This is a genomic window from Dasania marina DSM 21967, assembly GCF_000373485.1.
Classification (GTDB): Bacteria; Pseudomonadota; Gammaproteobacteria; order Pseudomonadales; family Dasaniaceae; genus Dasania; species Dasania marina.
This window is the reverse complement of the sequence record NZ_KB891575.1, coordinates 596,741-622,973: the sequence shown is the minus strand read 5'-3', so window position 1 is coordinate 622,973 and position 26,233 is coordinate 596,741. Positions and strand designations below refer to the sequence as shown.

Annotated in this window: 26 protein-coding genes; 13 read left to right on the top strand and 13 right to left on the bottom strand. The window is 48.5% G+C overall.

Going from position 1 to position 26,233, the window contains the following annotated elements; all coding sequences use genetic code 11:
* Window positions 1-99: 99 nt before the first annotated feature.
* Window positions 100-417, bottom strand: coding sequence for a CcdB family protein (locus B067_RS0102865; protein WP_019528547.1), 318 nt, complete (start codon window positions 415-417; stop codon window positions 100-102).
* Entirely contained in the window at window positions 417-662 is a 246-nt protein-coding gene (locus B067_RS0102860; RefSeq protein WP_019528546.1) for a type II toxin-antitoxin system CcdA family antitoxin, read from the bottom strand. Before B067_RS0102860 ends, B067_RS0102865 begins: the two co-directional genes overlap by 1 nt.
* A gap of 315 nt (window positions 663-977) precedes the next feature.
* On the opposite strand from B067_RS0102860, the gene B067_RS0102855 reads away from it, so the two are divergent.
* From B067_RS0102855 to B067_RS0102830, 6 genes are all read left to right on the top strand, one after another.
* The gene (locus B067_RS0102855) at window positions 978-1,415 is read left to right on the top strand and encodes a GNAT family N-acetyltransferase (RefSeq protein ID WP_026244365.1); all 438 of its coding nucleotides are present in this window, start codon (window positions 978-980) and stop codon (window positions 1,413-1,415) included.
* Between the two features lie 59 nt (window positions 1,416-1,474).
* A complete protein-coding gene (locus B067_RS0102850) occupies window positions 1,475-2,194 on the top strand; it encodes an SDR family NAD(P)-dependent oxidoreductase (RefSeq protein WP_019528544.1) in 720 nt (239 codons plus the stop codon).
* A 67-nt stretch (window positions 2,195-2,261) separates the two neighbouring features.
* Window positions 2,262-3,050, top strand: a complete 789-nt coding sequence (locus tag B067_RS0102845) for a M90 family metallopeptidase (RefSeq protein ID WP_019528543.1) — start codon at window positions 2,262-2,264, stop codon at window positions 3,048-3,050.
* 156 nt (window positions 3,051-3,206) lie between these two features.
* Window positions 3,207-3,452 (top strand): type II toxin-antitoxin system CcdA family antitoxin, encoded by a 246-nt coding sequence (locus B067_RS0102840; protein WP_019528542.1) that lies wholly within the window; start codon window positions 3,207-3,209, stop codon window positions 3,450-3,452.
* Window positions 3,452-3,769, top strand: a complete 318-nt coding sequence (locus B067_RS0102835; protein ID WP_019528541.1) for a CcdB family protein — start codon at window positions 3,452-3,454, stop codon at window positions 3,767-3,769. The genes B067_RS0102840 and B067_RS0102835 overlap by 1 nt, the downstream gene beginning before the upstream one ends.
* Before the next feature lie 150 nt (window positions 3,770-3,919).
* The gene (locus B067_RS0102830) at window positions 3,920-4,831 is read left to right on the top strand and encodes a sensor domain-containing diguanylate cyclase (protein WP_019528540.1); all 912 of its coding nucleotides are present in this window, start codon (window positions 3,920-3,922) and stop codon (window positions 4,829-4,831) included.
* A 44-nt stretch (window positions 4,832-4,875) separates the two neighbouring features.
* Here the strand turns inward: B067_RS0102830 and B067_RS0102825 are convergent, their stop codons facing one another.
* The 3 genes from B067_RS0102825 to B067_RS0102810 form a co-directional block, all read right to left on the bottom strand.
* Complete coding sequence (locus B067_RS0102825; RefSeq protein ID WP_240472821.1) at window positions 4,876-6,210, bottom strand: APC family permease; 1,335 nt, start codon at window positions 6,208-6,210, stop codon at window positions 4,876-4,878.
* A gap of 173 nt (window positions 6,211-6,383) precedes the next feature.
* A complete protein-coding gene (locus B067_RS0102820; protein WP_019528538.1) occupies window positions 6,384-8,642 on the bottom strand; it encodes an AsmA family protein in 2,259 nt (752 codons plus the stop codon).
* A 401-nt stretch (window positions 8,643-9,043) separates the two neighbouring features.
* Complete coding sequence (locus B067_RS0102810; RefSeq protein WP_019528537.1) at window positions 9,044-10,411, bottom strand: NAD(P)-binding domain-containing protein; 1,368 nt, start codon at window positions 10,409-10,411, stop codon at window positions 9,044-9,046.
* A 619-nt stretch (window positions 10,412-11,030) separates the two neighbouring features.
* Here B067_RS0102810 and B067_RS0102805 point away from each other — a divergent pair.
* The 3 genes from B067_RS0102805 (at window position 11,031) to B067_RS19530 (ending at window position 12,834) form a co-directional block, all read left to right on the top strand.
* Window positions 11,031-11,756: a hypothetical protein gene (locus tag B067_RS0102805; RefSeq protein ID WP_019528536.1), complete on the top strand. Its 726-nt coding sequence runs from the start codon at window positions 11,031-11,033 to the stop codon at window positions 11,754-11,756.
* A complete protein-coding gene (locus B067_RS0102800; RefSeq protein WP_019528535.1) occupies window positions 11,728-12,450 on the top strand; it encodes a hypothetical protein in 723 nt (240 codons plus the stop codon). Before B067_RS0102805 ends, B067_RS0102800 begins: the two co-directional genes overlap by 29 nt.
* Window positions 12,451-12,522: 72 nt before the next feature.
* Entirely contained in the window at window positions 12,523-12,834 is a 312-nt protein-coding gene (locus tag B067_RS19530) for a YkgJ family cysteine cluster protein (RefSeq protein WP_051083815.1), read from the top strand.
* Window positions 12,835-12,994: 160 nt separating this feature from the next.
* Here B067_RS19530 and B067_RS0102790 read toward each other — a convergent pair whose 3' ends face one another.
* The 3 genes from B067_RS0102790 to B067_RS0102780 form a co-directional block, all read right to left on the bottom strand.
* Window positions 12,995-14,362, bottom strand: a complete 1,368-nt coding sequence (locus B067_RS0102790; protein WP_019528533.1) for an HDOD domain-containing protein — start codon at window positions 14,360-14,362, stop codon at window positions 12,995-12,997.
* Between the two features lie 177 nt (window positions 14,363-14,539).
* The gene (recG, locus tag B067_RS0102785) at window positions 14,540-16,612 is read right to left on the bottom strand and encodes an ATP-dependent DNA helicase RecG (RefSeq protein ID WP_019528532.1); all 2,073 of its coding nucleotides are present in this window, start codon (window positions 16,610-16,612) and stop codon (window positions 14,540-14,542) included.
* Window positions 16,613-16,622: 10 nt separating this feature from the next.
* Window positions 16,623-17,522 carry a hydrogen peroxide-inducible genes activator gene (locus B067_RS0102780; RefSeq protein ID WP_019528531.1) on the bottom strand — a complete coding sequence of 300 codons (900 nt, stop codon included), beginning with the start codon at window positions 17,520-17,522 and terminating at the stop codon, window positions 16,623-16,625.
* 113 nt (window positions 17,523-17,635) lie between these two features.
* Between B067_RS0102780 and B067_RS0102775 the strand changes: the two genes are divergently transcribed.
* The 3 genes from B067_RS0102775 (at window position 17,636) to B067_RS0102765 (ending at window position 19,721) form a co-directional block, all read left to right on the top strand.
* Window positions 17,636-18,487, top strand: coding sequence for an SDR family oxidoreductase (locus B067_RS0102775; protein ID WP_019528530.1), 852 nt, complete (start codon window positions 17,636-17,638; stop codon window positions 18,485-18,487).
* Between the two features lie 86 nt (window positions 18,488-18,573).
* Complete coding sequence (locus B067_RS0102770) at window positions 18,574-19,386, top strand: transporter substrate-binding domain-containing protein (RefSeq protein ID WP_019528529.1); 813 nt, start codon at window positions 18,574-18,576, stop codon at window positions 19,384-19,386.
* Complete coding sequence (locus tag B067_RS0102765) at window positions 19,383-19,721, top strand: hypothetical protein (RefSeq protein ID WP_019528528.1); 339 nt, start codon at window positions 19,383-19,385, stop codon at window positions 19,719-19,721. The genes B067_RS0102770 and B067_RS0102765 overlap by 4 nt, the downstream gene beginning before the upstream one ends.
* A 248-nt stretch (window positions 19,722-19,969) precedes the next feature.
* On the opposite strand, the gene spoT is transcribed toward B067_RS0102765, so the two are convergent.
* From spoT to B067_RS0102740, 4 genes are all read right to left on the bottom strand, one after another.
* On the bottom strand, window positions 19,970-22,123 hold the full coding sequence (gene spoT, locus B067_RS0102760; RefSeq protein WP_019528527.1) for a bifunctional GTP diphosphokinase/guanosine-3',5'-bis pyrophosphate 3'-pyrophosphohydrolase: 2,154 nt from the start codon (window positions 22,121-22,123) through the stop codon (window positions 19,970-19,972).
* Between the two features lie 18 nt (window positions 22,124-22,141).
* A complete protein-coding gene (gene rpoZ / locus B067_RS0102755) occupies window positions 22,142-22,414 on the bottom strand; it encodes a DNA-directed RNA polymerase subunit omega (RefSeq protein WP_019528526.1) in 273 nt (90 codons plus the stop codon).
* A 190-nt stretch (window positions 22,415-22,604) separates the two neighbouring features.
* A complete protein-coding gene (gene gmk / locus B067_RS0102745) occupies window positions 22,605-23,219 on the bottom strand; it encodes a guanylate kinase (RefSeq protein ID WP_019528524.1) in 615 nt (204 codons plus the stop codon).
* Window positions 23,220-23,280: 61 nt separating this feature from the next.
* Window positions 23,281-24,150: a YicC/YloC family endoribonuclease gene (locus B067_RS0102740; protein WP_019528523.1), complete on the bottom strand. Its 870-nt coding sequence runs from the start codon at window positions 24,148-24,150 to the stop codon at window positions 23,281-23,283.
* Window positions 24,151-24,313: 163 nt separating this feature from the next.
* Here B067_RS0102740 and rph point away from each other — a divergent pair, with 163 nt between their 5' ends.
* Window positions 24,314-25,033, top strand: a complete 720-nt coding sequence (rph, locus tag B067_RS0102735; RefSeq protein ID WP_026244363.1) for a ribonuclease PH — start codon at window positions 24,314-24,316, stop codon at window positions 25,031-25,033.
* A gap of 149 nt (window positions 25,034-25,182) precedes the next feature.
* Here rph and B067_RS0102730 read toward each other — a convergent pair whose 3' ends face one another.
* Window positions 25,183-25,953 (bottom strand): exodeoxyribonuclease III, encoded by a 771-nt coding sequence (locus B067_RS0102730; protein ID WP_019528521.1) that lies wholly within the window; start codon window positions 25,951-25,953, stop codon window positions 25,183-25,185.
* Window positions 25,954-26,233: the final 280 nt, after the last annotated feature.

Here is a 26,233-nt window from a genome sequence, read left to right as displayed (position 1 = left end):
ACAAGGTTAAACGATTCTTATTTGTCACCGTTCCCTTTTGCATTTTAGTTCGCACCTCAATGGGAGAGCTTTTTATCAAAAGGATTTACTTTCGGCTCATTAAATACCCGTAACCAAAAAGTCTATTGCGCCAACAATATCTTCTCTACTGGTAACTAATGATCCTTCGTTCTTTTTGAGGAGTTTTGTAGAAACACTAGTGATCTGGTGTGTTAATAGAAAGTGATTTTTATTCTTAACTTTGATTATAGGGCAAAGGTTGGAGGGGTAGCTTTTATCGGCTTTGCTTGCAGGTGTTAGCGGTATTACCACTCGGCTATTTAAGTTATCTAGGAGGCCGCTTTGAATATCAACAAAATAGGGGTAAGCCTTATTTGTGTCCTTATCTGTATTCGCATAAACATCAAACTGTTTCATTAAAAGATCCTATGCTTATCAGCAAAGAGGCCGTTTTGTTCAGTAAGCTCATTACAGGTTTCTATGGCTTGCTTATTGTCTTCTAACCACTGTTTACGGCGTTCTTTACGTACTTTTTCGGTAAGCGCCTGCTCTAATGTTGCAGAGAGGTTTATTTTCAAAGCACGGGCTTCGGCTAGTAAGTCTTTGTTTATACTAAGGTTTGTAGCTTTTTTAGGGTTGTCCCTATCAATTATGGGCTGCATTATATTTACTCGCACTATAGTCTATACGCATTGATCATGCGCATTATCGTAGTTGGAGGTATATAACAAGTCAAGCAGTCGGATTACAATAGGCGGGATCAGTAGTAAGCGGGGTCTGAGATATTTTTAGTTAACGTATCTGTTTTCTTAAGATTAGAAGATCAATGATGATACGGTAGAGGCTGATTTTTCAGTTTTCAGGCATGGCGTAACTTCCTACCCCCCCCTCCTACAAAAGTAATAACAATAGCGTCATGGAATAGTGTTTATGCCAAAACACATTTCTTCAGGCTCGATATGTTTCAAGAGGCAATAATGAGTATTCAAGAAGTAACTCAAAAAAATTATCAAGAATTAATCGATGTTTGGGAATCGTCAGTTAGAGCAACCCACGATTTCCTTCCCAAGAAAAATATAGCAGAATTAAAGCCTGTTATTTTGGCGCACTATTTTGATGCGGTGGAATTACGTTGCTATAAAAATAGTGGTGATGAAATTATCGGGTTTATTGGTGTTGCAGATTCAAATATAGAAATGTTATTCGTAGAAGCCGATCACTTTGGTCAAGCAATAGGACGAAATCTCACTGAATATGCAATTGAAAATCTGGGGGCGATGATGGTTGATGTGAATGAGCAGAGCCCGGCTGCGATCGAATTTTATAAGCGTATGGGGTTTGTTCGAACAGGGCGTTCAGACCTTGATGGTCAGGGTAACCATTTTCCATTAATTCATATGAAATTAAATAAATAAACGCTCCTAAGCGGGGCCAGAGTAATTTTAGTTAACGTATCAGTTCATCAGGAGATTTAATGGCGAATATCATGGTAATTGGCGCAAGCCGTGGGCTTGGTCGGGCTTTTGTGGAGGGGCTGGCTAGTGATGGCGATAATATTTTTGCTGTGTCACGAACAAAGCCTGAGGGTATTAATGTGCCGCCTGATGCTGAGCTACATTGGATTGAGGCTGATATGGCGAAGCCTTTAAAAGCCGCGCAAAAAATTGCAGAGGCTGCACCCCAGAAGGTTGATACACTTATTTATAATCTTGGAGTATGGGAAGAGTATGCCTTTGAGGACAACTATCAGTTTGAACAGGATGATGACGCGTCCATCATCGAGATGATAAGCATCAACATCACGAGCACGATTTTGTTGCTGAAGCACATTATGCCTAAGGTGTTAAATGCCGATAAGCCGCAAGTGATCATTACCGGTTCAACCTCGGGGCTGCGTCAAAGCGGTAGGCCGGAAGTGACTTTTGGTGCATCCAAGCATGCGTTGACTGGCATTGCCGATGCCTTGCGTGAGGGCTATAGAAAAAGAAACCTCGCCGTTACCTGTTTGCAGTTGGGTGATCTCAATACGGATGATGCGCTTGATGTTGCGGTATCAGAAGCTGCCAAAAAGGGCGAGGGGCGTTTGATTCCAGTACACGATGTGGTTGCTGTGGTTAGAACGCTGCTGCAGCTATCGCCATCGTCGTTTGTCAGAGAGCTAACCATGCCGGCTATCTTGGATGATCGATTTTAGTGAGCGCCTAATAGCCCTATAGGCTTTTTTAGCTAGCAAATGATGGCTGCAATAAAACGAGTTAATAATGTTTAAACGATTCAATAACTGGCTGGAAAACCGGCGCGTTAAAAAAATGGGCTTTACCGCCCAGCAGTGGGAGTCAGCGATTGCTGATTGGCCGGTTATGCAGCGTTACCAAGGTGCTGAGCGGGATGCATTGCGCGATATGACCTTTCGCTTTTTGGTTCGTAAGCGTTTTGTTTCTGGCGGTGGCTTTCAATTCACTGATGCGATGTGTTTAAAAATTGCCACCATGGCCTGTGTGCCTATTCTGCAGCTAGGCTTAGATTGGTACGACCATTGGGTTACGCTGATTATTTATGAAGGGGATTTTGTACCCAACCGCCCTTATCGCAGCGATGATGGTGTGGTTCATGCAAGAAGCCCGGCTCTAAGCGGCGAAGCCTGGCTTAGAGGGCCGGTGATTTTATCATGGGCGTCTATCTGTGAAACGGGTGCGCATGCGCGGCACAATAAGGCCAGTAATGTGGTAATTCATGAGCTGGCACATAAGCTAGATATGTTACGCGATGGTGCCAACGGCGCACCGCCTATGCATCAAGATATGCGTGCAGGGGAGTGGCACGATATTTTTACTGCGGCCTGGGATAGATTACAGCGCGATTACCACAAGCACCGTCCATTACCCCTTGATGATTATGCGTTAACAACGTCGGGCGAGTTTTTTGCGGTATGCAGTGAAACCTTTTTTGAAGACCCGCATAGCATGAAGGAGCATATGCCAAAGGTGTATCGCTTGTTATGCCAGTTCTATAGGCAACAGCCTGTACCGATTGCAATATCGGGCATGTGAATCAAAAATACATTAAGGGAGAGAAGTCTTTGGTTAGTAATAGAAAGGCAATTGACTGAGCTGCAAATACTCTCAAACATTAATTTATCTATCTAGTACTTTACTATGCGCATTGGCATGCGCATAATTGGCAAATAACTCACTGAGGGCAGAGCTATGGAACCTTTATTTGACAAAAATGCGCCAAAAAAACCAACAAACCTTAGCGTAAACAGTGACTTACTGAAAAAGTCCAAGGCGATTAATATAAACCTTAGCGCCGCGCTTGAGCAGGCATTAAAAGATAAGCTTGCCCAAGATCAGGCTGAAAAATGGGCCGATAACAACAAAAATGCGATCAAAGCCTACAACAATTTCGTTGATGAGCACGGTTGTTTTGGCGATGAATACAGGGAGTTTTAATGTCTCAATTTGACGTTTATATAAACCCAAGCAAAAACACCCGCGCTGCCCTTCCCTATATTATTGATATACAAAACCCTATTATTTCTGATATCGCCACAAGAATAGTCATCCCTCTTGGGCGGAGTAAGAATTTTAAAAATGAAAAAATGCAGGGGCTTACGCCTGAAATTAGCTACGATGGTGAAACACTGTTACTGCTAACACCTCAAATTGCCGCAATCCCATCCAAACTGCTAAAAAATCCTATTGGCTCACTAAGTCATTTTCGTGACGAAATTATTGCCGCTATGGATTTTGCTATTACCGGTATTTAATCAGCCAGCTAAAAACGTTTATAAAAAATACCGTACCCATTGAGGTGCGAGCTTAAGTTTTCAAAATTCTGGTTAGTACTTTTACTTCACATCCGTATAACAGTACTCTATAACATGCTATGCATTAATTGTTAATCAAGGAAATTTAATATGGAAAATTCACAAGAGTTTTTACGTTTAGTCCTTGATTCAATTACTGAGCACATCGTTGTTATAGATAAAACGGGAGAAATTAAGTTTGTTAATAAGAGCTGGTCTGCCTTTGGCGACAACAATGCCTGCGCTGTAAGAGGCGGCTGGGCTGGCGTTAACTATATTGAAGAATGCGATAAGGCTGCCGTTACGGGCGATGAATTTGGCGCAAAGGCAGCGGAAGGTATTAGGCGCGTAATAGCAGAGCGTGACGCTATATTTTATTTTGAATATCCATGTCATAGCCCGGAAGATGAGCGTTGGTTTATGATGAGGGTTACGCCTTTTCAAGTCAGCCAAAATAAATACTTTGTCATATCTCATCAAAATATAACAGAACGAAAGCTAGCGGAAGAAAAGGTTAAAGCTTTAGCAAGAGTGGACGGCCTTACTAAAATACCCAATCGTCGGACGTTTGATGAGTTTTTACATAAAGAATGGCAAAGATGTTACAGGTTAAATAAACCCATCAGTGTGGCTATAGTAGACTTAGATTACTTTAAGTTAATCAACGATAGATATGGGCATCAAGCTGGAGACGAATGCTTGATTAGGGTAGCAGAAGTATTAAGTGAACTCTCCAATCGCCCCAGCGACATCTGTGCCAGATATGGGGGTGAGGAGTTTGCTGTAGTTTGGGGTGATACCAGCTTGCAGGCAGCAAGCGTGTTGGCTGAAAAAATATTAACAAAAATTGTTGGCCTCAATATACCAAATGCTGACTCGACAATTGATAAATTTTTAACTGCTAGCATTGGAGTGGCCGAATTAATCCCATCCAGTGAAACAACGGAAGCTGAAATTATAAAAAAGGCAGATCAAATGCTCTACAGAGCGAAAGATAGTGGTAGAAATAGAGTCAGCTATTGAATCTGCATTTCTATTACTAACAAAGAGCGAGGGCGCTAAGGTGCTTAGGCTGTATTAGCCTCATGCTCCGCATAACGGATGGCAATTTCACCTAGCATGATGGCTGCGATAGAGCCGATCACTACGGGCCAATCAAAGCCCACTTCTGGGATGTACATAAATAAGAAGATACAAACCGTAAGCATAGCAATGCTTGCAACTGTGATTAAGCGGGCAAAGCCATTGCCACCAGGAACTCTGTAAGGGCGCTCTTTATCAGCATCGATTTGCCGAGCACGATAGAAAGCCGCAACGGTGCCTATGTAGGGGAGAAGGAAAAGAACGGCGGAAGCAGCAAATAAAGACCAGAATAAGTCTTCGTTTGTTTCTGCAATCATTGCATAAAAAACTAGCACCAAAGTTACCATCAGTACCATGAAGAAGGCTGCGCCTACGGGGGTGCCGTTTACAGTGTGTTCTTTGGCAAGGAAGTTTGGCATTTCACCATCTTTAGCGGCTTCAGCCATAGAGCGATTGGTGCCAATACACCAAGTCGTAATATTTGAAAAAAAGGTAAACATGGCAAATAGGCCTAGGGTCATTGCTGCGGCACTACCAAGCTGTGAGTCACCGAAAACAACGCGTAGGGTATCAATAAGGCCTTCTACCAGGTCAATTTCCCCCACGGGAACTACGGCCAAAATCGCAAAGGTGCCTAGGAAATAGGCCATAAAAATCAGAACACCCGAAATGAAAATAGAGCGCGGGATATCACGCTTGGGGTTTTTCATTTCTTCACTGGCAGAGGACATCAATTCGAAGCCCAGCATGCCGTATATAATGGTGGAGATGTATTGGCTGCTGCTACCCCATTGAGGGGCGAAGGCTTCCCAAGAAAACTCATTGGCCAGTTGATCGGGAGTATTAATGGCAAAAATAATACCGGCAACTATCAAGCTGGTGAAGGTAATCATTTTTAAAATAGCGCCAATGTTCGGAACCCACTTACCGATACTCAGGGATTGAATGGTCATAAAGAAAATAACCCAGTTCAACAGAATGGCTAAGCCCAACTTGAGCATCAAACTCATCGCCGGCCAAAATAATGCGGCAAACATGCCTACAAATAAAACCGATACTGAAGCTGACCAAAGCACATTGTTTAGCCAGTACAACCAAGTGACTCGAGTTCCCCAGCGCTTGCCAAAGGTGTCTCGTACCCAAGCGTAGATACCACCTTGCTCAGGATAGGTGGTTCCCATTTCTGATGAAATCATGCCGTAGGGAATAAAGAAGACTAAGGCGAGTAGGGGCCACCAAAATAAGCTGGACACACCAATGGAGGCGGAAGCCGCCAAGGTATCCAATAGTAAAATGGCTGACACCGTAAACAGGGTCATGTCGCCCACATTCAGCGAGCGTTTGTGGTGATGGCTTTGGCCTGATTGCTTCATGATTTAGCTCAACTCTATTATTGTTGTATGTTGAATTCAGGGTCCGGAATCCAGGGCTCAGCCCCTTTTAAATCTAAGCTCGCACCTTAATGGACGTGGGCTTAATGATTAAAGCGTTGTTACTGCGATAAAAACTTATTGAATTTTTTATTCAACGACTCCTTGAGTTTTTCCTTGGCGCGTTCTTCTTCGGCCTTGGCTTTGGCGCGCAACTCTGCCTTGGCCGCTGCTTCATCGGCTACATCTATGCCTAGCTTATCACTTAATTTTTTTGCGCCCTTGTCTCGCAAGGCTTGAGTGGCGGCTTGTTCAAATAATGTATTCATGGCGCTGCCATCAGGCTTACACCATTGGATAATCGGTGTTGCCAAGGTGCCTTTACAGCGCACTGGCCACTGTGTGCCTTTGAGGTATTTGTTGTCGCTAAGCGCTGCCAGCATCACGGCAATTTTATAATCAAAACCTTGGTTAAGTAGGTCTATATCGCCACTGGCGTTGAGTTTCCCTTGGTCAGTATCGGCAGTAAAGTTGGGCATAATCAGGTGGCCTTTTTCTACTTTGATATTGGCCAGTAGTTTGCTAATTTCAGTATCAGCCTTGAGGGCCATGGGTAGCTTTTGCTCGTAGTCGGGCAGCAGCGAGGCAAAGTCACCCAGTTTATTTTTGATGGCATCTGCCGCTATCTGGTTGACATTAACACCGTGTAGCACGGTATTCGCCATGCTTACATCGATTTGGCCTAGCGCCTGTTTGATTAGAGTGTCGATGTCGTTGCCTTCGGTGCGGGTATCTAGCGCTACGCTGCTACGCCCCGATAATAATTGCACGCTCATAAAGGGTTGTAGTAATTGGCTAATTTCGATATCACTAAGAATAATGCTGGTGGCGATAAGCGGTTTTGCCGAGCGGGCATCCACCGTTACTTTACCGGCGAGTGAGCCCTGTAATAGTTTTGCGTTGATATCAGTAATGCGCACATCGCCATCCAAGGCTTTAATATCGAGCGCAATAGCTTGCAGCGGAATTTGTTTGAGGATGATTTCATCGGCTGTGAATTTGCCTTTTAAATTCAAGCCTCGCAGTGTTTCTAGCGGGAGTAATTCGGCGACAGCTTCGACGTTAGGTTTAGCCTTGTTTTTATCTTTACCCGCAGCGGGTGGGCCAACAACTTGTTGCGTTTTTGGGGTGTCGTTACTTGCGGGCGGTAAATAGCGATCGGCATCGAGTTTGTCTAGGTGCAGGGTGAACTGTAGCGCTTGTTTGGCAACATCAACAACGGCCACTTCACCGGACAAGCTAGAATCATCCAGTTTAAGGGTGAGCGGTTTTATGTTGATAGTGTTTGGCGTGCCATTGAGTTGCGCGTTGAATGTTACTTTTGTGAGCGCGTGTTTATCTTGAGTAAGCGGTGCGGGTATCGACAAAGCGGCCATCAATGTTTTGGCATTAAATGTTTCAGATTGTAGTTGGCCACTAAAGGCCGGCGCAGTACTGACGCTAGTGGCCTCGATAGTCGCTTTTGCGACTAAATCGGCTAGCTGTAATCGCGACAGATTGATCGAGGTTTTATCGTTAGCTTGGTCAAATTGAAGGTCACCCTCAATTTTTACCGCAACGGGCTTGGCAAATACCCCGGCTATATCTGCTGATAGCTGCAGCTCACTGAGGCCATAGTGCTTTGTTGCCAATGACGCATTGACCATGGCTTGTAATCGGGTGGTGACGTCCAACTGTTGTTGATCGCGCACCCGCGCTTCTAGCAGTAGTGGAAAAGGTTGGTTAAGGTTAACGTGCTGCAATTCTAATAAGGGCAGATCAACCGTATAGGCTACCTGGGTGGTTTTATCTTGGTAGTGAATGCTGGAGTCGCTAATGCGTATGCGGGGTATCAGCAGCTCAGGAAAAGTTTGCGGCTTAGCTTTTTTGGTAGCGACAGTGTCGGTATCAGTGCCGGCAGGTGGTTGCTGCTCAGTAGAGGCGATTTGCCAGTTATTTTGGCCTTGTTCATTGATGCTTAAGTTGGCTTGTAGACCTTTAATATCCAAACCGTCGATTTCAATTTTTTTCGATAACAGTGGCAGAACTTTGACCTCTAGGGTCATCTCATCTATTTTTAGCAGCGGCGGCTGGCCGGCTTGCAAGGCCAGTTCAACGGCATTGGCGCCAAAGCCTACTATGGGGTAAAAGCGCCAGCTTAAATCGCCGCCTAGCGTTAAGCTTACACCGGCTGTGTCGTGGGCAACACGGCTGATATCCTCACGATAGTCGTTGGGGTCTACCAAGGTCACCAACAGCACAATAAGCAACACTGCCACCAGCACCACAACGCCTAGCAATGCCAGTATGGTATAAGCAACACCTTTGAAAACCTGTAACATGGTTATTTCCCAAGAAAATAAAAGTATATCGGGTGGCTGTGTGCAAACTACCCTTAGCCTACCACTTACCGCTAGCTGATAAGTAGTTAAAAAACCCTGCCTCTTGGACGACATGATAGTGCTTTTGTTCGATAGAGATCTGTAATCACGTAATCAAGGGGTTCGAAAAATGGGGTCGGGGACATTTTTTCAAAAACTAACTCGAAACCCAATCGTTTAGCCTTAATGAGGCTGTCTTGATAGATAGTTTTGATAGATCGTTGATAGAGAGAGATTGGTAAGCAAACAGACGGATAAACAGAAAGAACAGCAATGGCGCAGAGGGGACGGGCCAACACAATACAAGGTGTTGCCACCACCTCCAACCTAGGCGGCTGGAGGTGGTGACTAACGCGACGGGCTTATGCCTGCTTTTTTTCGGGCTGGGGCTGGTCGTGTAGAAAGGCTTCTAAGGAATCGTCCATCGCTTCCATCCATGGGGTATGGTGCTCGGGTGCCTTGGTGCCGGTTAGGGTGGAGCGGTAGCTCTTGTTGCGGTAACCGAGTATGTCCGCTTCCTTGTCGTGCTCCCATTGCTTAAACGTTTCGGCAACGGCGCTTAGATCAAAGGGCGGGTAGTCGGTAGGTTCTAGCAGGTCGACTATGTAGGCTGTTTGAAAGTCTATCTCGTCGCTGGGGTCGGCTGATAGCTCTTCGCGGGCCACCCACTGTTTCGTGTCGGCTAACATCTCCTCACTGCTGGGTAGTTCGATGCGGCCCAGCATAATGTCGCGGGCATACCAAGCTTGGGCATCAAACATGTTAAAGGTGTAGTACTGATCCTGCATGCCTAAGAAGATGAGTTTGGGGTTGGCGAGTGACACGATGCCTTTGTACAAACCTTCGGGGTAGAGCCTGTTGTGAGTGGTTAGCGTTAGCTCGTCGGGTAGAAACGGGAAGTGATGCTGATAGCCGGTACATAGGATGATGGCGTCTACTTCTTTGCTGCTGCCATCTATGAAGTGTGCGGTTTTGTCTACTACTTCGGTGAGCAGCGGCACTTCGGCAAAAGAGTCTGGCCAATTAAAGCCCATGGGCTGGGTGCGATAGCTAAAGGTAACGGATTTGGCGCCGTACTTGTGGCACTGCGTGCCTATGTCTTCGGCGGAGTAGCTACTGCCAATTAACAGCAAATCTTTGCCTTCAAATTCGCAGGCATCGCGGAAATCATGGGCGTGTAAAACGCGGCCGGGAAACTGCTCTAAGCCTTCAAAGTAAGGCGCATTGGGCGTGGAAAAATGCCCGGTAGCGACGATGACCTGATCGAACTCTTCGCTGCTTAATTCGTCTTGCTTGAGGTCACGCACGGTAACGGTGAACTTGCCGGTGGCCTCGTCATAGGCAACCCAATGCACCGCAGTATTGAACTGGATGTACTGGCGCATATTACTCTTGGCTACGCGGCCCATGATGTAATCGCGTAACACCGCGCGTGGCGGGTAGGAAGCAATGGGGCGGCCAAAATGCTCTTCGAAGCTGTAATCGGCAAATTCTAAACATTCTTTGGGGCCGTTAGACCAAAGGTAGCGGTACATGCTGCCGTGTACCGGTTCGCCATAAGCATCTAAGCCGGTGCGCCAGGTGTAGTTCCACATGCCACCCCAGTCGTTTTGTTTTTCGTAGCAAACGATTTCGGGGATTTCAGCGCCGTCGCGGCGGGCTGCTTCAAACGCACGTAATTGGGCTAGGCCGCTAGGGCCAGCGCCTAGTATGGCAACTCTATCAGTCATAATGACTCCTATTTTCAGGCGATACGTCGTGTACTGGGCTCATTATGGCCAGCGACGATTTAACGCGGAAAAGAGCGCGGCTGGTACCAGTAACGGTAGGGCCATCAAGCTCTGTAATAATGCGCACTAAGATCGGGTTTACCGATGGCGCAATGTGATGGAGGCTACATCTGTCGGTGAAACAGAGAGCCGTGGGCGGGCAGGCCGCCGATGAAACGCGAGATCTCGAGAAACGCTGGAAGAAAGCGCTCGAACTGGTCAAGTAAGAGAAAAATACTTGGTAACTCGTATACCAGGGCGGGCACTTTAACACAGATCAGGTGTCGGCGTCTTTTGCGGCCTTAGGGCGATGGTTTCGACGAGGCAAGCTGGAGCCGCCGACCTAGCCTTCAACACTGAGAAAATAGCGCTGCAGTGGATGGTTTAGTGGCAGCAAGTATTAATATGGGAGTCTTAATAGAGAATATAATGTCGTTGGACAAACTAAGATAAAGGGCTAAAGTTATGAAAAATAACTACACCTAGTTTATACACGCGCGCTATGGTTTGGTATGTAATGCGATCGTCTTTGAAGGCATGGAATTGTTTTTTCGAAAACAGATAAGGATATTATGCTTAAATGGAAAAAGTATATGAAGATAGAGTCAAGGAAGCTGAACTAGAAACACTTCGTGCACAACGAGATAAGCTTGAATTAGAATCTAGAGAAATACGCGAGCGGCTCGATGAGACCAAAAAAACCGTAAACTGGAGTGTAAGGCTTAACAGTAAGTTGGGGATTTTGCTGCTAGGCGTATTTCTTTCAGGGATCATTGTCCCGGCCTTTCAATACAATCAGCGTGCTTGGGAATGGAAACGGGAAAATCAGTACCAGGCTTTCCAAGAACAAGAACAGCGCAAGTATATTTTACTTAAACACGTTATTGCCTCGATGGTCTATGTTACTCGTTCGAGTGACGTTGTTATGAATCTTATAAAAGACAATGATACAAGCGCCGAAGCGGTTAAACATGCTTTGGAAGTGATCGCTGAGGCGCAGTCAAATCGTTTTGAAGTAAACACCAGCATAAGTTACGAAAAGGAATTGATTGACGATAAGGAGCTGTCAATTAGCGTTGGTCAATTCTTTAGTGCGTATAACGAACTTATTGTTGGCCAGCGTGATATGGTGATTGCCCTTTATGATGATCCGAAAGCACGTAATTCTACCCGCTTCGGTAAATCTGTGGCTGAACTGGTTAAACACGCGGACGGACTAAACCAAAACTACACGACATTGATTGCGTCGATTAAGCAAAGCATACAGAGGACAAAAGATGAGAATAAAACACTTAATTTTTTCTAGTTTCTTGCTATGTGGGTTTTACGCTTCCCCTCTGTTAGGGGGGGCGGAGAGTGGTCGCACAGAAATAAAGTGGGATGAGGCGATTTCACCGTATGCAGGAGGCAAGCCACTCGACGTGGTTTCTATAGAGAGAGTACGACAGCAGGCCAACACCGCCAGAGTTTTGATCTCTCAAGATAAGCAATGTAACAATGCATTTTTGTATTGGCTTGATTCCAGTAGCTCTAATGATTTTTATCAAGGAGTGAAACATTACTTTAGGCTAGATAATCCACCGTGGAAAATGGGTTTCGCAGAAATTAAATCGATAACAATAAAAAATATATTGGGCGAAATAACCGAGGTCGACGCGATCGTATTCCCTCGTGAACTACCGTATACGCTTGTTAACAACCCGCTAAGCTATGACATGTTGACTGAAAAATACCAAGAGACTATCACCCTGAAGATCAGAACAGTAAATGAATCGACCGGTCAGTCTCTTGCCATTGGCTGTACTAGCGGTGATTGGCCGGAGCAAAAGGTCGATCAACTTACGCCAGGCCAAAGTATTGTGTTTTCGTACAACGCCGCCGATCCGTATGCGCCGATATGGTGGGCGGTGGATTCAGTCGCGAGCAGTGACAATTATCCGTACAAACTCAAAAAATCCATCATCTATCCTAATATGAAGTCCGCGGGCGATTCTCGCTAAGCACCACCAAAACGAATGTTGAATAGGGCTGACTTAGGGTAAAATACGCGATTATGTTAATTGATGATAACTATGGCCATTAACACCAAAAATACAGCCAACACCGAAGTCACTTGCTCCAATTGCCAGGCTTGTTGTTGTCGTTTAGAAGTGATGATTATCACTGATACCGGTGTTCCCGATAGGCATATTGCACGCGATAAATGGGGCGCAGAAACCATGCTGCGTTTAGAGGATGGTTGGTGCTCGGCGTTAGATCGCGACACCATGATGTGTTCAATTTATGAAAACCGGCCTTGGATTTGCCGAGAATTCGAAATGGGCTCCTATGAATGCCGCGATGAAAGAGCGGTGCATTTGATAATAAAAGTCGCTAGTGATTAAGTCGATAGTCTCTAGTAAAAACAAAAATGCCAAGCAAATTGCTTGGCATTTTTTGTAACAGCGGTAAAATTTTCTAGAGACTAGAGACTAGAGACTAGAGACTAGAGACTAGAGACTAGAGACTAGAGACTAGAGACTAGAGACTAGAGACTAGAGACTGCTACCCCCCCATATTACTCACCATCATATTCAGCTCAGCCGTAGATTCTAATAATTTTTCTATCGTCTCTTCAGCTTTAACCGGGTCTAGGTTGATGCGTTGGTAGACTTCGGCGGGGATGTCTTCTAAAGGCGCGTCGCCTATACGATGTTTGCGCAGTAAGCGGCTGGCAACGTAGAGCAGGTTGGCGTGTACAAAGTCTTCGCCTACGTAATTGGGCTCGTTTTGAAAGCGTATGGCGGTGCACACTTCGTCGGGCATGCTCCACAGGCGCATTAACCAGCTGCCTAATTGCTCACGGGTTACACCCAGTACGTGGCGGTCTATGTGGTTGTGGTTGCTGTAGGGGTTAGCTTCTTGCAGACGACAAATGTTGGAGAATTGCGGCGGGAATACTTCAGCCAAAATAAGGTGGCCAAAATTGTGCAGCAAGCCGGAGAGGTAAGTCACGCCCATGGCGGGGCGCTCTTTGGGGCTGATGGCGCTAACCAATGCCTCTACTGCCGTGGCAGTGTATACCGCTTGCTCCCAATAGGGGCTAAAGCCACTGACGGAATCTTTAGGCATGCTCAGCGTTTTACCTAAGGACAAACCCAGCGATAAGTTTAATACCAAGTCAAAACCCAGCACCCGGACGATGGCATCGTGTACCGATTTAATTTTACCAGGGGCGGCGTAATAGGGCGATGAGGCCCAGCTAACGACTTGTGCCGCCAGTGAGGGATCGGCCTCAACGATATCGGTTAAGTCTTGTATATCGGCATTGGGGTCTACCCGCAGTTTAATAATGCGTTGTGCGGTGCTGGGCAGCGGGGGGAACTCTAAGGTTTCTTCCAAGCGTTGTTTAATACGTAGTTGGGTAAAGTTAGCAATGGCGGAGGTGATTTCGTCTACATCTTTGGCGTGGTCTAGGGTAGTGCTTTGCAGTTTATCCAAGTCCACGGTGGCGGTCATATAGGTGACATTGGCGCAAAGGTTTTTAAAATCGGCCACGCTCACATAGATGGTTTGTTCGTTGTGGCCGGTGGCCATTTGCACTTCTTGTGCATCTAACACGCTCTGGTCGACGATGGTGTATAGCGGCAGCACGCCGGGCACGCTGGGGCATTCGTCTAATTCATACTTTTCACACAGCTCTTTTATTTCAGCCTTGGTGCTGGCGCTGAGTTGGCGTTTAACTTCCGTGTTGAGGCGGTCTATGTCTAACAGGCTATTGGCAGCGCTGATAATTTGCACTTTGCCGCTGCCATCTTGCAGTACCGTAGACTTAAGAGTGAGGGCATCTGGGTGTGGATTCACGGCTTCTACCAATGCGTAGTGAGTATTGTTTTGTTGTAGCACTTTTTCAGTGGCGGCAGGTACAGCCATGAGTTGGATCCTTTTGGTAATACTGGGCGTTATCGCCCTTATTGTTTAATGCGGTGTTTATTGTGTAAGGGTTTTTACTTATGGCTGCAGTGTAGCCTAACTCTAGCGCTATGTTGAGCGCATAGAATAATTTTAGCAGATATTGTGAACTTGATTTTATTTGTCTTAAGCCTAAATCTACACTTGTGCATATTGCTCGCTATCAGCCAGCCAGCGCTGGATTAACGGGGCAACGATGGGCTGTTGCTGTGCCAGCAGTTGTTCGGCGCAGTGTTTAACGGCGGGCAGTAGGTGGCTATCGCGCTGCAAATCGGCGATGCGCAGTTGCAGCAGGCCGGTTTGGCGGGTGCCTAGTAGTTCACCGGGGCCGCGCAGTTGTAGGTCTTTTTCAGCGATGACAAAGCCATCGTTGCTGTCACGCATGGCTTGCAGGCGCGCTTTACCTTGTTGCGATAGTGGCGCTTGGTACATCAGTAAGCAGTGGCTGGCAGTGCCGCCTCGGCCCACCCGGCCGCGCAATTGGTGTAATTGTGCCAGCCCTAAGCGCTCGGCGTTTTCAATAATCATTAGGCTGGCGTTGGGTACATCGACCCCCACTTCTATCACGGTGGTAGCCACTAATAAATCTATCTGCTGGGCTTTGTAGGCTTGCATGGTGGCGGCTTTGTCAGCGGCTTTCATGCGGCCGTGTACTAGCCCCACGCGCACCTGCGGCAGGGCCGTTTTAAGCAGCTCGGCGGTGTGCTCGGCAGCTTGCGCCTCTAACGCTTCCGACTCATCGATTAAGGTGCATACCCAATACACTTGCCGGCCCTGTGCGCAGGCGTGGGCAACGCGGGCGACCAGTTCATCGCGGCGGCTGTTGCTGATAACCGCGGTGTTCACCGGCGTACGCCCCGGCGGCAACTCGTCGATGATGGAGGTATCAAGGTCGGCATAGGCGCTCATGGCCAATGTGCGCGGTATCGGGGTGGCGGTCATAATCAGCTGGTGGGGTTGGCCTAGTGGTGTTTTTTCTTTGAGGGCCAGGCGCTGGTGTACGCCAAAGCGGTGTTGCTCGTCGATGATGGCCAGCCCCAAGCGAGCAAACACCACCTGCTCTTGAAATAGGGCGTGAGTGCCCACCACCATGGCTGCGCTGTTATCGGCGATGGCGTTGAGCTGGGTTTGCCGCTGCTTACCTTTGAGCTTGCCGCTAAGCCAGGCGACGTTAACGCCTAGCGGGGTGAGCCAGTCGGTAAAATTGTTGAGATGTTGCTCGGCCAAAATTTCAGTGGGGGCCATCAGCGCTACTTGGTAGCCGTTGGCTATGGCTTGCAGTGCCGCCAGCGCCGCGACCACGGTTTTACCTGAGCCTACATCCCCTTGCACTAAGCGCAGCATGGGCTGTGGCTGGCTGAGGTCTAGTCTGATTTCGGCGGCTACCCGCTGCTGGGCGCTGGTAAGCCCAAAGGGCAGCTGCTGTAAGAATTGCTGATTAATCTCGGCCACATAAGGCAGCGCGGGCGCGCCCTGCTGGCGGGTTTGTTGGCGCTGCTTAATGAGGCTGAGGTGGTGAGCCACCAACTCCTCAAAGGCCAAACGCTGCTGGTGGGGGTGTAGACCTGCGCTTAAGGCTGCTTGGTCGGCGTTACTAGGCGGGCGATGTAGGTATTGTAGTGCCTGCGCTAAAGCGACCCCGCGGCTGTGTTGCTGGGGCAGGTATTCCTGTGGCTGGTGTTGCTGCATCAGTAACAATGCTTGCTCACTGAGTTTGCGCCAGCTCAGCTGGCTTAGGCCCTCGCTGCTGGGGTATACCGGCGTGAGGGTGGCCTCGGTGGGCGGTGGCTGTTGTGCGTTGACGACGCTGTATTCGGGGTGGTACAGCTCAAAGCCGCTGGTGCCACGGCGCACTTCGCCATAGCAGCGGATGAGGGTGCCGGGGCTGAGCTGGTTTTTTTGCGCTGCCGAAAAATGGAAAAAGCGCAGAGTCACGGTGCCAGTGCCATCTTGTATGCGGCAGGCTAGGCTGCGGCGTTTACCAAACATGATGTCGGCCAACCTAACTTCGCCATCGATCACCGCATCTTGGCCTGCCTGCAAGGCGCCTATGGGCGTGACTTTAGTACGATCCTGGTAGCGCAAGGGCAGGTGAAAGAGCACATCTTGCACGGTGCATATGGCTAGTTTGGCCAGTTTTTTGGCCAAGGCTGGGCCTACCCCGGTTAAAGCGGTGACCGGTAGTTGATCCAAGGTTAGCGGCTCAGGCATAGGCGGTGGCTTAGTGTAGGGCTAAATGGCAGTGTTTAATGGCATCACACAGCGCTTCTATAGCCTGCGGCCTAGGGAAGCTGGCGCGCCAAGCCACCGCGACCTTGCGGTTGGGGCTGTTTTGGGTAAACGGCTTTACGGTGTAGGGGCCGTCATCGTGGCCTTCGGCTAACTGTGCCGCCGAGGCGGGCAGTATGCTAATGCCTAGGCCTGAGGCCACCATGTATTTGAGGGTTTCCAATGAGCTGCCTTCTATCACGCCGCTATGTTGTTTATTGAGATTGGGGCAGGCCGCTAACACCTGCTCGCGAAAACAGTGGCCTGCGCCTAGCAGCAGCACGCTTTCTTCATTGAGTTGTTTGCTGCTAAGGCTGTTATAACGGTTGAGGGCGTGTTGCTGGGGCAGGGCAATCACGAAATCCTCTTGGTATAGGGGCTTGGTCACTACGTCGGGTTCGTCAAAGGGCAGTGCCACGATAATTGCATCCAATTCGCCGTTGCGTAGCTTTTCACGCAACACCGCGGTGTAGTTTTCTTCTATGAACAGCGGCATATGGGTGGCAATTTTGCGCAGTTGTGGCACTAGTTGTGGGAATAGGTAGGGGCCTATGGTAAAAATAGCCCCCACTGAAAAGGTGCTGCCCAAAGGGTCTTTGCCTATGCTGGCGATGTCGGCGATGACGCTAGCCTGCTCTAATACCAGCTGTGCTTGTTGAATGATTTTTTCGCCTATGCTGGTGGCACGTACTTGCTGGCGGCTGCGTTCAAACAGCACTACATCTAAGCTTTCCTCTAACTTTTTGATGGCCACGCTTAAGGTGGGCTGGCTGACAAAACACTTTTCGGCGGCTTTACCAAAGTGCTGGGTTTGATGCAGGGCAACAATGTAACGTAGCTCGGTCAGTGTCATGGCCTAGGACTCTTAATTGATAAAAACTATTAAAAACGCAAAATAGATTGTGCTATTAAATAAAAGCTTGCGCCAGATAACAAGTCTGAGCGTAACAAACCGAGAGGGTATCGATGCAAAAATTATTAATTGTAGGCTGCGGTGATATAGGTATAAAGCTGGCGAGCGTGTTGCCAGCGGCGGTAAGCGTGTACGGGCTACGCCGGGATATTAGCAAGTTGCCCGAGCGCATCATAGGCCTGTGTGCCGATGTGACTGAGCCGGATAGCCTCAAAGCCTTAGCCGATATGGATTTTGATGCGGTGGTGATTAGCTTAACCCCGGGTGAGGCCTCGGATGAACGCTATCAGAAAATCTATGTGCAAGGGACGGCGCAGCTATTGGCGGCGTTAAACCACGAGCGCCTGCAGCGATTGATATTTGTGTCCAGCACCAGCGTGTACGGCCAAAACGATGATAGCTGGGTGGACGAGCACAGCGTTACCGAACCTACACGTTACTCGGGTAAACGATTACTGCAGGCAGAGCAACTGTGCCTAGACTATGGCCGGCAACATCAAGTCGCTACCAGTGTGCTGCGCTTTGCCGGTATTTATGGCCCCGGCCGAGGACGCTTATTACAGGATGTGTTGGCGGGCAAACAATCGCCACCGCTGTATAGCAACCGCATACACAGTGATGATTGCGCAGGTTTTTTGCAGCATTTACTACAACTGCCTGTCGCGCAGCTACAGCCTTGTTATATAGGGGTAGATGATTTACCGGTGCGCTTAAACGAGGTAAAAGATTGGCTGGCTCAGCAGTTGGCTTGCGAGCTACAAGCAGTAATGGCGAGCTCTGCTCAACGCGCAGGCAGTAAACGCTGTAGCAATCGAGGCATGAAGCAATCCGGCTATCAATTGCTATACGGCAACTATCAGGCAGGTTATACACAGTTATTAGCGGAACTCATCTATACTGGCTAAACGATAGTAAAAGCTGAGGCTGTTATGAAGGTGTTGATGAAGTTGTCTTTGAATGTAATGTTGAAGCTATCACTGAAGGAATTATTATGAAATTGCGATTACCGGCTTGGCGTTTGCTTGCTTGTTTGTTGCTTAATGTCTTGCTCAGTAGTTATAGCGCAGCCGCGCCAGCTTCTATGCAGCAAATAATGGCGCAAGGTGAATTACGGGTGGGCATGAGTATGGCCACGCCCTGGGTAATGAAAGCGAAAGACGCTAGCTTAATAGGCTCCGAGCCAGATATCGCTAGGCGTTTAGCCGCAGACATGGGCTTGACGGTTAAATTGGTAGAGCTGCCCTGGCCACAACTGGTACCCGCGCTCAAGCAAGGCCGTATCGATATTATTATTACCGGCATGGCGATCACACCCAAGCTCGCCTTAGATGTTAATTTTAGCCATAGCTATGGTGAATCCGGTATAGGTATGGCCAGCCATATGGAGAAAACTAAAAATATAAAAACCATGGCCGATTTACAACGCGCCTCGGTAAAAATAGCGTCAGTCGCTGGCAGCAGCGCTGAAGAGTTAAGCAAACGTTTATTTAAAAACGCCACCTTAAAAACGTTTTATTCGATTACAGAAGCCGAGCAAGCGTTGGTTAAAGGGGATGTTGATGTATTGATAGGCCCCAATGCTGAAATGCATTTTTTAAGCCTGCGCCATCCCAAGATAATAGACCAACCTGTAGCTACCCCCTTATTAAATACCTATGAAGCCTTTGCTGTGCGTAAAGGCGATTATGATTTCATCAATTTTTTAAATGCTTGGATAATTTCGCGCAAGGCCGATGCCTGGTTAGATAGCACCCGTTACTACTGGTTTAAAACCTTGCGCTGGCAAGGTTTGGTGGCGCCATGAAAAAATCTGTAGCAAGCACTAGGCGTGTTTTATGGGCTGCGCTATTATTCGCCGCGCCGCTGTATGCCGAGCAAGAAATAGAGCTGCTACCAATCCAAGACTACCGCATAGAAATGGAAGAGCTGGTGGTTAAAGGCGTAATCCCTGAATGGCGCATAATTGAACTGGAACAAGAGCTGTGGAACCGCAACCGCTTTAAACTAATGGAGCAGCAGCTAAACCCTCGCATAGAATGGTTTCCGCAATACACCAAAGACGAACGCGATAGCGCCCATGACATTAAAGATCGCACAGAAGAAAAGCCAGAGATAAAACTTTTTGAGTGGTTGTTTTAGGGCGGAAAAGTCTCTAGCTTTTAGTCGCTAGTTCCTACTAGAAAAGATTTGCAGTTTTCCGTTGACAGTAGTCTGTGTTGAGGCAGAATTTTAGCGACTAGCGACTAGCGACTAGCGACTAGCGACTAGCGACTAGCGACTAGCGACTAGCGACTAGCGACTAGCGACTNTAGCGACTAGCGACTAGCGACTAGCGACTAGCGACTAGCGACTAGCGACTAGCGACTAGCGACTAGCGACTAGCGACTTTAGTGCGTTAACCGCGACACTTTAACCACATCAGAAATCTGCCGTATACGTTTCATTATTCTTGCTAGGTGTATACGCGAATGCACACTCACCACCACGTTGACTATGCTCATGCGTGGGTCTTCGTCTTCTATACTAATTTTTTCTATATTGGCGTCGGTGCCATTTATACGGTTGGCTAACACGGCAATAATGCCACGGCTTTTAATCAGCTCTACTTTTAACTCAGCAGAAAATTCGCCTTCGACTTCTTCGGCCCATTGCAGCGGTACTGAACGCTCGGGGTTGTTGCGAAACTCATTGCTGTTATGGCAGTTGTCGGTGTGCACGACAATGCCGCGCTCGGCGCTAATAAAGCCTATGATGGCATCGCCGGGTAAGGGGTAGCAGCAGCGAGCAAAGTTCACTCTAAAGCCTTCCGTGCCATTGAGGGTGAGAGATTGTTGGGCGGGTTGTTTGCTGCTGTCGTTGTCGCGCATAAGTTGGTGCGCGGTTAAAAATGAAGAGCGTTTGCCTAAACCTATGTCGGTTAATACGCCATCGATGCTGTCGTGGCCGGTGTTACCCAGTAGGTGCAAAACTTGTGATTCGCTTAGCGTGTTAATGCTGGAGTTCATGCCGGTGAGGGCCTCATCCAGTAAGCGGCGACCTAGGCTGACAGATTCTATCGCGCGCTGATTTTTTAGCAGGTGCCGTATATTTGAGCGCGCCTTGCTGGTGACCACAAAGTTTAACCACGCCGGGTTAGCTTGGTGTGTGTGCGCCGTCATAATATCTACGGTTTGGCCACTTTGCAGCGGCTCTGACAGCGGTGCTAAGCGGCGATTAATACGACAAGCTATGCATTTATTGCCTACATCGGTATGCACCGCGTAGGCAAAATCTACCGCAGTGGCACCCTGCGGCAATTCCATAATTTTACCCTTGGGGGTGAATACATAGACTTCGTCGGGGAATAAATCCAATTTGACGCTTTCGATAAACTCTAAAGAATCGCCCGCGCGTTGTTGCAGCTCTAATAAACCTTGCAGCCACTGTCGTGCGCGGGTGTGGCTGCCGTTCACGGGTTCGCCATCATTGGTTTTGTACAGCCAATGGGCGGCGATGCCGAAGTTGGCCATCTCTTCCATTTCGTGGGTGCGAATTTGAATTTCTATGGGCACGCCGTGTAGGCCAAATAGCACCGTGTGTAAGGATTGATAGCCATTGGCTTTGGGTATGGCGATGTAATCTTTAAACTGGCCGGGCACGGGTTTATATAAACTGTGTATGCAGCCCAATACCCGGTAGCAGGTGTCTACGTCGTCTACTAAGATGCGGAAGGCGTAGATGTCCATGATTTCAGAGAAGGATTTTTTCTTACTCTCCATCTTTTTATAAATGCTATAGAGGTGCTTTTCTCTACCGCTAACTGCGGCGCTGTGGCCTTCGCGGACTAGGCAGTGCTCTATGGACTCTTTGATTCTTTCGATTAATTCTTTGCGGTGGCCGCGAGCCTGTAACACCGCGGCATGTATGCGTGTAGAGCGCATAGGATGCAGGGTGGCAAAACCTAGGTCTTCAAACTCTACCCGTATATTGTGCATGCCTAGGCGCTGGGCGATGGGGGCGTACATGTCTAGGGTTTCGCGGGCAATGCGGCGGCGTTTTTCGGGTTTGAGCACACCGAGGGTTCGCATATTGTGTAGCCGGTCGGCTAGCTTAACTAAAATAACCCGTATGTCTTTGGCCATGGCCAAAGCCATTTTTTGAAAGTTCTCGGCCTGCGCCTCGGCCTTGGATTGAAACTCCATTTGGGTCAGCTTGCTGACGCCATCCACTAGGTTGGCAACGGTGCCGCCAAATTGTTCTTCTAGGGATTTTTTGGAAATGGCGGTGTCTTCGATGACATCGTGCAGCATCGCGGCTATTAAGCTTTGATGGTCCATGTGCATATCGGCGAGTATGCCGGCTACAGCCAAGGGGTGGGTGACGTAGGGTTCGCCACTACGGCGGCGCTGCCCTTCATGGGCTTGCTCGGCGTAAAAGTAGGCGCGTTGGATCTGATTGACTTGTGCTGAGGTGAGGTAAGTCTGGAGAGTGGTGCTTAGCTCTTCAATAGAGGACACGTCTTGATGTTCGTGTCCTGCAGGAAAGAAGCTGTATTGTTGCATGGCACTCTCCGGGTAATACTAAGCCTGTGGCTGTTCTTCCTCGGACGACGCAACGGCTATCTCAAACTCAGCCTCTGGGTCTATCTTTTTGGGATTCATGATTTCAGCAGGGGTAATTTTTTCGCCGGCAATTTCGCGTAACGCTATGACAGTTGGCTTATCGCCGTCCACGCTGACTAGTGGCTCTTTGCCACCGGTGGCAAGTGCGCGGGCGCGTTTGCTGGCAACCATAACGAGTTCAAAGCGATTGTCGACTTTATCTAAACAATCTTCAACGGTAATACGAGCCATCGAGGTATCCTACTTTTCAGCCCCAGTGCAGGGCAGTTTAACATGAGTGTGGCACAGGCTGGGTTAATGCTAATAACGCCCAGCCCAGCTAGCCGCGTAGTGTATCAAATATGTTCAGGTGATAATAGCGTTAGCGGCCGCTAGTTGTGACTATAAGCGTAGTTACAAGCATAGTTACTGTCTGACTTAACTAACTTAGCAGCTGTTGCAGTAATTGGGGGTGCAGGCGCTGTTGTTGCTGTCTGCTGAGGCGGTGGCAGCGGAAGATGGCCTTGAGGTCATCTAGGGCGCTGTTGAAGTCGTCATTGATCACCAAAAAATGGGCTTCGGCATAGTGTGACATTTCGCTTACCGCTTCATTCATGCGCTGCTCTATCACGCTTTCATCATCTTGGCCGCGTTGGGTGAGGCGCTCACGCAGGGCTTGCTGCGAGGGGGGCAATATAAAGACGGAGACGGTTTCGGGCATAAGTTGACCAATTTGATGGGCACCCTGCCAATCTATTTCCAAAATGACGTCTTTGCCTTGCGCTAAGGTCTCTTGTACCCAGTGCTTAGAGGTGCCGTAGTGGTTGCCGAATACTTCGGCGTGTTCTAAAAACGCCTGCTCAGCCAGCATGGCCTCGAATTGTGGGTGCGTGCAAAAGTGGTAGTTCATGCCATCGTGTTCGCCGGGGCGTATGGCGCGGGTGGTGTGTGAAACGGAGACGCAGATATTGCTGTCGGCTTCTATCAAGGCCTGTACTAGGCTGGTTTTACCGGCACCTGAGGGCGCGGAGATAGTGTAAAGCTTACCGGTGGGCATGGCAGTAATCCTGTGTCTCTATAGTGGGTGGGTATAGGGCTTATTGGGTTAAGCGGTTAGCTTACTCGATATTCTGAATTTGCTCGCGCATTTGTTCGATTAGCACTTTTAATTCAACGGCGGCCTGGGTGCTGTCGCTGACGATGGCTTTGGATGAAAGGGTATTGGCTTCGCGGTTGAGCTCTTGCATTAAAAAGTCTAGCCGGCGACCGCAGGCGCCCCCTTTTTTGAGCACCCGGCGCACTTCGTTCACGTGGGTCACTAGGCGGTCCAGCTCTTCGTCTACGTCGGCTTTTTGCGCTAATAAGACGATTTCTTGTTCAACCCGCTCGGGCTGGAGGTCGGCGGCCAGTTCGGCCATGCGCTCTTGTATTTTGCTTTTTTGTGCCGCCAGTATTTGTGGCATTTGCTCGCGTACCGATGCAGTAATCTCGGCTATGGCGTCTAGCCGTTGCACAATAATTTGTTTGAGTTCGGCCCCTTCGCGCGCACGGCTTTCGTTGAGCTGACTTAAGGCGGCATCAAAGGCGACCAGTGCTTGTTGCTGAATTAACTCGCTGTCTATATCTGAGGCTTCTAATACGCCGGGCCATTGCATGAGTTGCAGGGCGTCTAGTGGCGCCGGTTGTTGTAGTTGCTGCTGTATGGACTCGCTGGCGCTAATGACTTGTGCTAGTAAGTCTTGGTTAATGTTGAGCTGCTCGTTAGCGCTATGGTTTTGAAGTTGAAAGCGCAGGCCGCACTCTACTTTGCCGCGGCTTAACTGCTTGCGCAGTTTGTCACGGATGGCGGGCTCTAGTGCGCGCATGGTATCCGGCAGTTTTAGGCTGGGCTCTAAATAGCGGTGGTTGACGGAGCGTAGCTCCCAAACCAGTGTGCCCCAATCTTGTTGGCTGCTGTGGCGGGCAAAAGCGGTCATGCTGCGTATCATGTGATGGCCTTGAAGATAATGGCAAAGGACAGGCATTCTAGCCTGTCGTTTCCTTGCTGGAAAGTACATGGCTGGAAAGTGCGTTGCGGGCCATCGCACTGGTGGCGGGCTTAGTGTGTATAATGGCGGCTTTCTGTTACTTACTTTATGCTTGGATGTAATCATGATTAGACCCAGTGGCCGCGCTGTCGACCAATTACGCGATGTTTCTATTACCCGTAACTTTACCTGCCATGCCGAAGGCTCGGTGCTAGTGTGTTTTGGTAATACCAAAGTAATTTGTACCGCGTCTATAGAAAGCCGTGTGCCGCCGTTTATGCGCGGTGAAGGCCGGGGCTGGATAACCGCCGAATACGGCATGCTGCCTCGCTCTACCGGTAGCCGCATGGGCCGTGAAGCCGCCAGAGGCAAACAGGGTGGCCGCACCGTAGAAATACAGCGCCTTATTGGCCGCTCACTGCGTGCCGCGGTAGATCTAGAAGCCTTAGGTGAAAACAGCATCACCATAGATTGCGATGTCATCCAAGCCGATGGCGGTACTCGCACTGCGTCGATTACCGGTGCCTGCGTAGCTATGGCCGATGCCATTGCAGTGATGCAAGAGCGCGGCATGATTACGGGCAATCCGCTGAAGCAAATGATTGCAGCCATTTCGGTAGGGGTATACCAAGGCCAGGCGGTATTGGACTTAGACTATCCAGAAGACTCCAATGCGGAAACCGATATGAACGTTATCATGGGTGACAGCGGCGGCTTTATAGAAGTACAAGGCACCGCCGAAGGCGAAACCTACAGCCGCGATGAGCTCAATCAAATGCTAGATTTGGCAGGTAAAGGCATTAACGAACTTATCGCCATGCAGAAAGAAGCTTTGGCTAAATAAGTAGAGCCTGTGGCTCTACAGCGGCAAGAGGTAAGCTACAAGCTGTAAGAAATAGGTAGTCTTAATAAAAAAAGCCCTCATCGAGGGCTTTTTTTATCTTGCGGCTTAAAGCTTGCCGCTGATCTAAACCCGCACAGCGGGTTTAGATCTTACATCTCAAAATCAAAATCCATAATAATCGGCGCATGGCTGGAAAATACCTGGTTTTTATAAATCGCGCCATACTCTATCACCGGCTGTAAACCGCTGGACACCACCTGATAATCTACCCGCCAGCCATCCTTGCTGTTGCGGTCGCCATTGGGCCACCAGGTGAATTCATCGTTGTCGTCATTGATTTCACGGAAGGCGTCGACATAGCCCATATTGTTGAATAGTTGGTCCATCCACTGTTGTTCTTCGGGCAGGAAGCCTGAGCAATTTAAGTTTTGGCTGGCGTTCTCTACGTCTCTATCGCGGTGCGCCATATTCCAGTTACCGCAAATCACAAACTCGCGGCGTTTGTTGCGTATCTTAGTTAAGTGGGCTTGGAATAATTCAAAAAAGTGCTTTTTGTGATGCTGCGCTTTGGCATCTTGCTGGTAGGCACTGGGGGCTAAGAGGCAGCCTATGCTGATATTTTGGAAATCCGCCTGTATGTAGCGGCCCTCCATATCAAAGTCCATAAAGCCTAAGCCGGTCATGATGGCCTTGGGCATGTCGCGGCAATAAATAGCAACGCCGTTAGAGTTAGGCTCTACCGCATCGAAAAAATAAGGGTTATAGCCCTGCGGGAAAAAGATCTCGTCGTGCAGGTCGTATTCCTGCGCTTGCAGGTTTTGCACACAAATAAAATCGGCGTCTTGGTCTAATAGCCAGTCGTAAAAGCCCGCCTGGGCGGCTTCACGGATACCGTCAGCACAAAAACTAATAATTCTCATAGTCGTCTCAAATCTATGCACGTGTGCAGTTTACAGAGGTGTTATGCGCACAGCGGCTATGTTATGTATTTATTGTGTGTTATTAAACCACAAAATCTATCGCATAAGGCCTTACACTAATGATCGCCTAGTGATCGATTAACATATGTAACCATTACCGATAGGGAAATTAAAATTAGTTGCGCAAAGGCGGTGTTGCTATAATTATCAGCGCCCGGCAGCTAATGTAGCAAGAGTGTAGAACTTGTTGGCCCCGAAGGCTAGTAGCCCGGTTATTTTT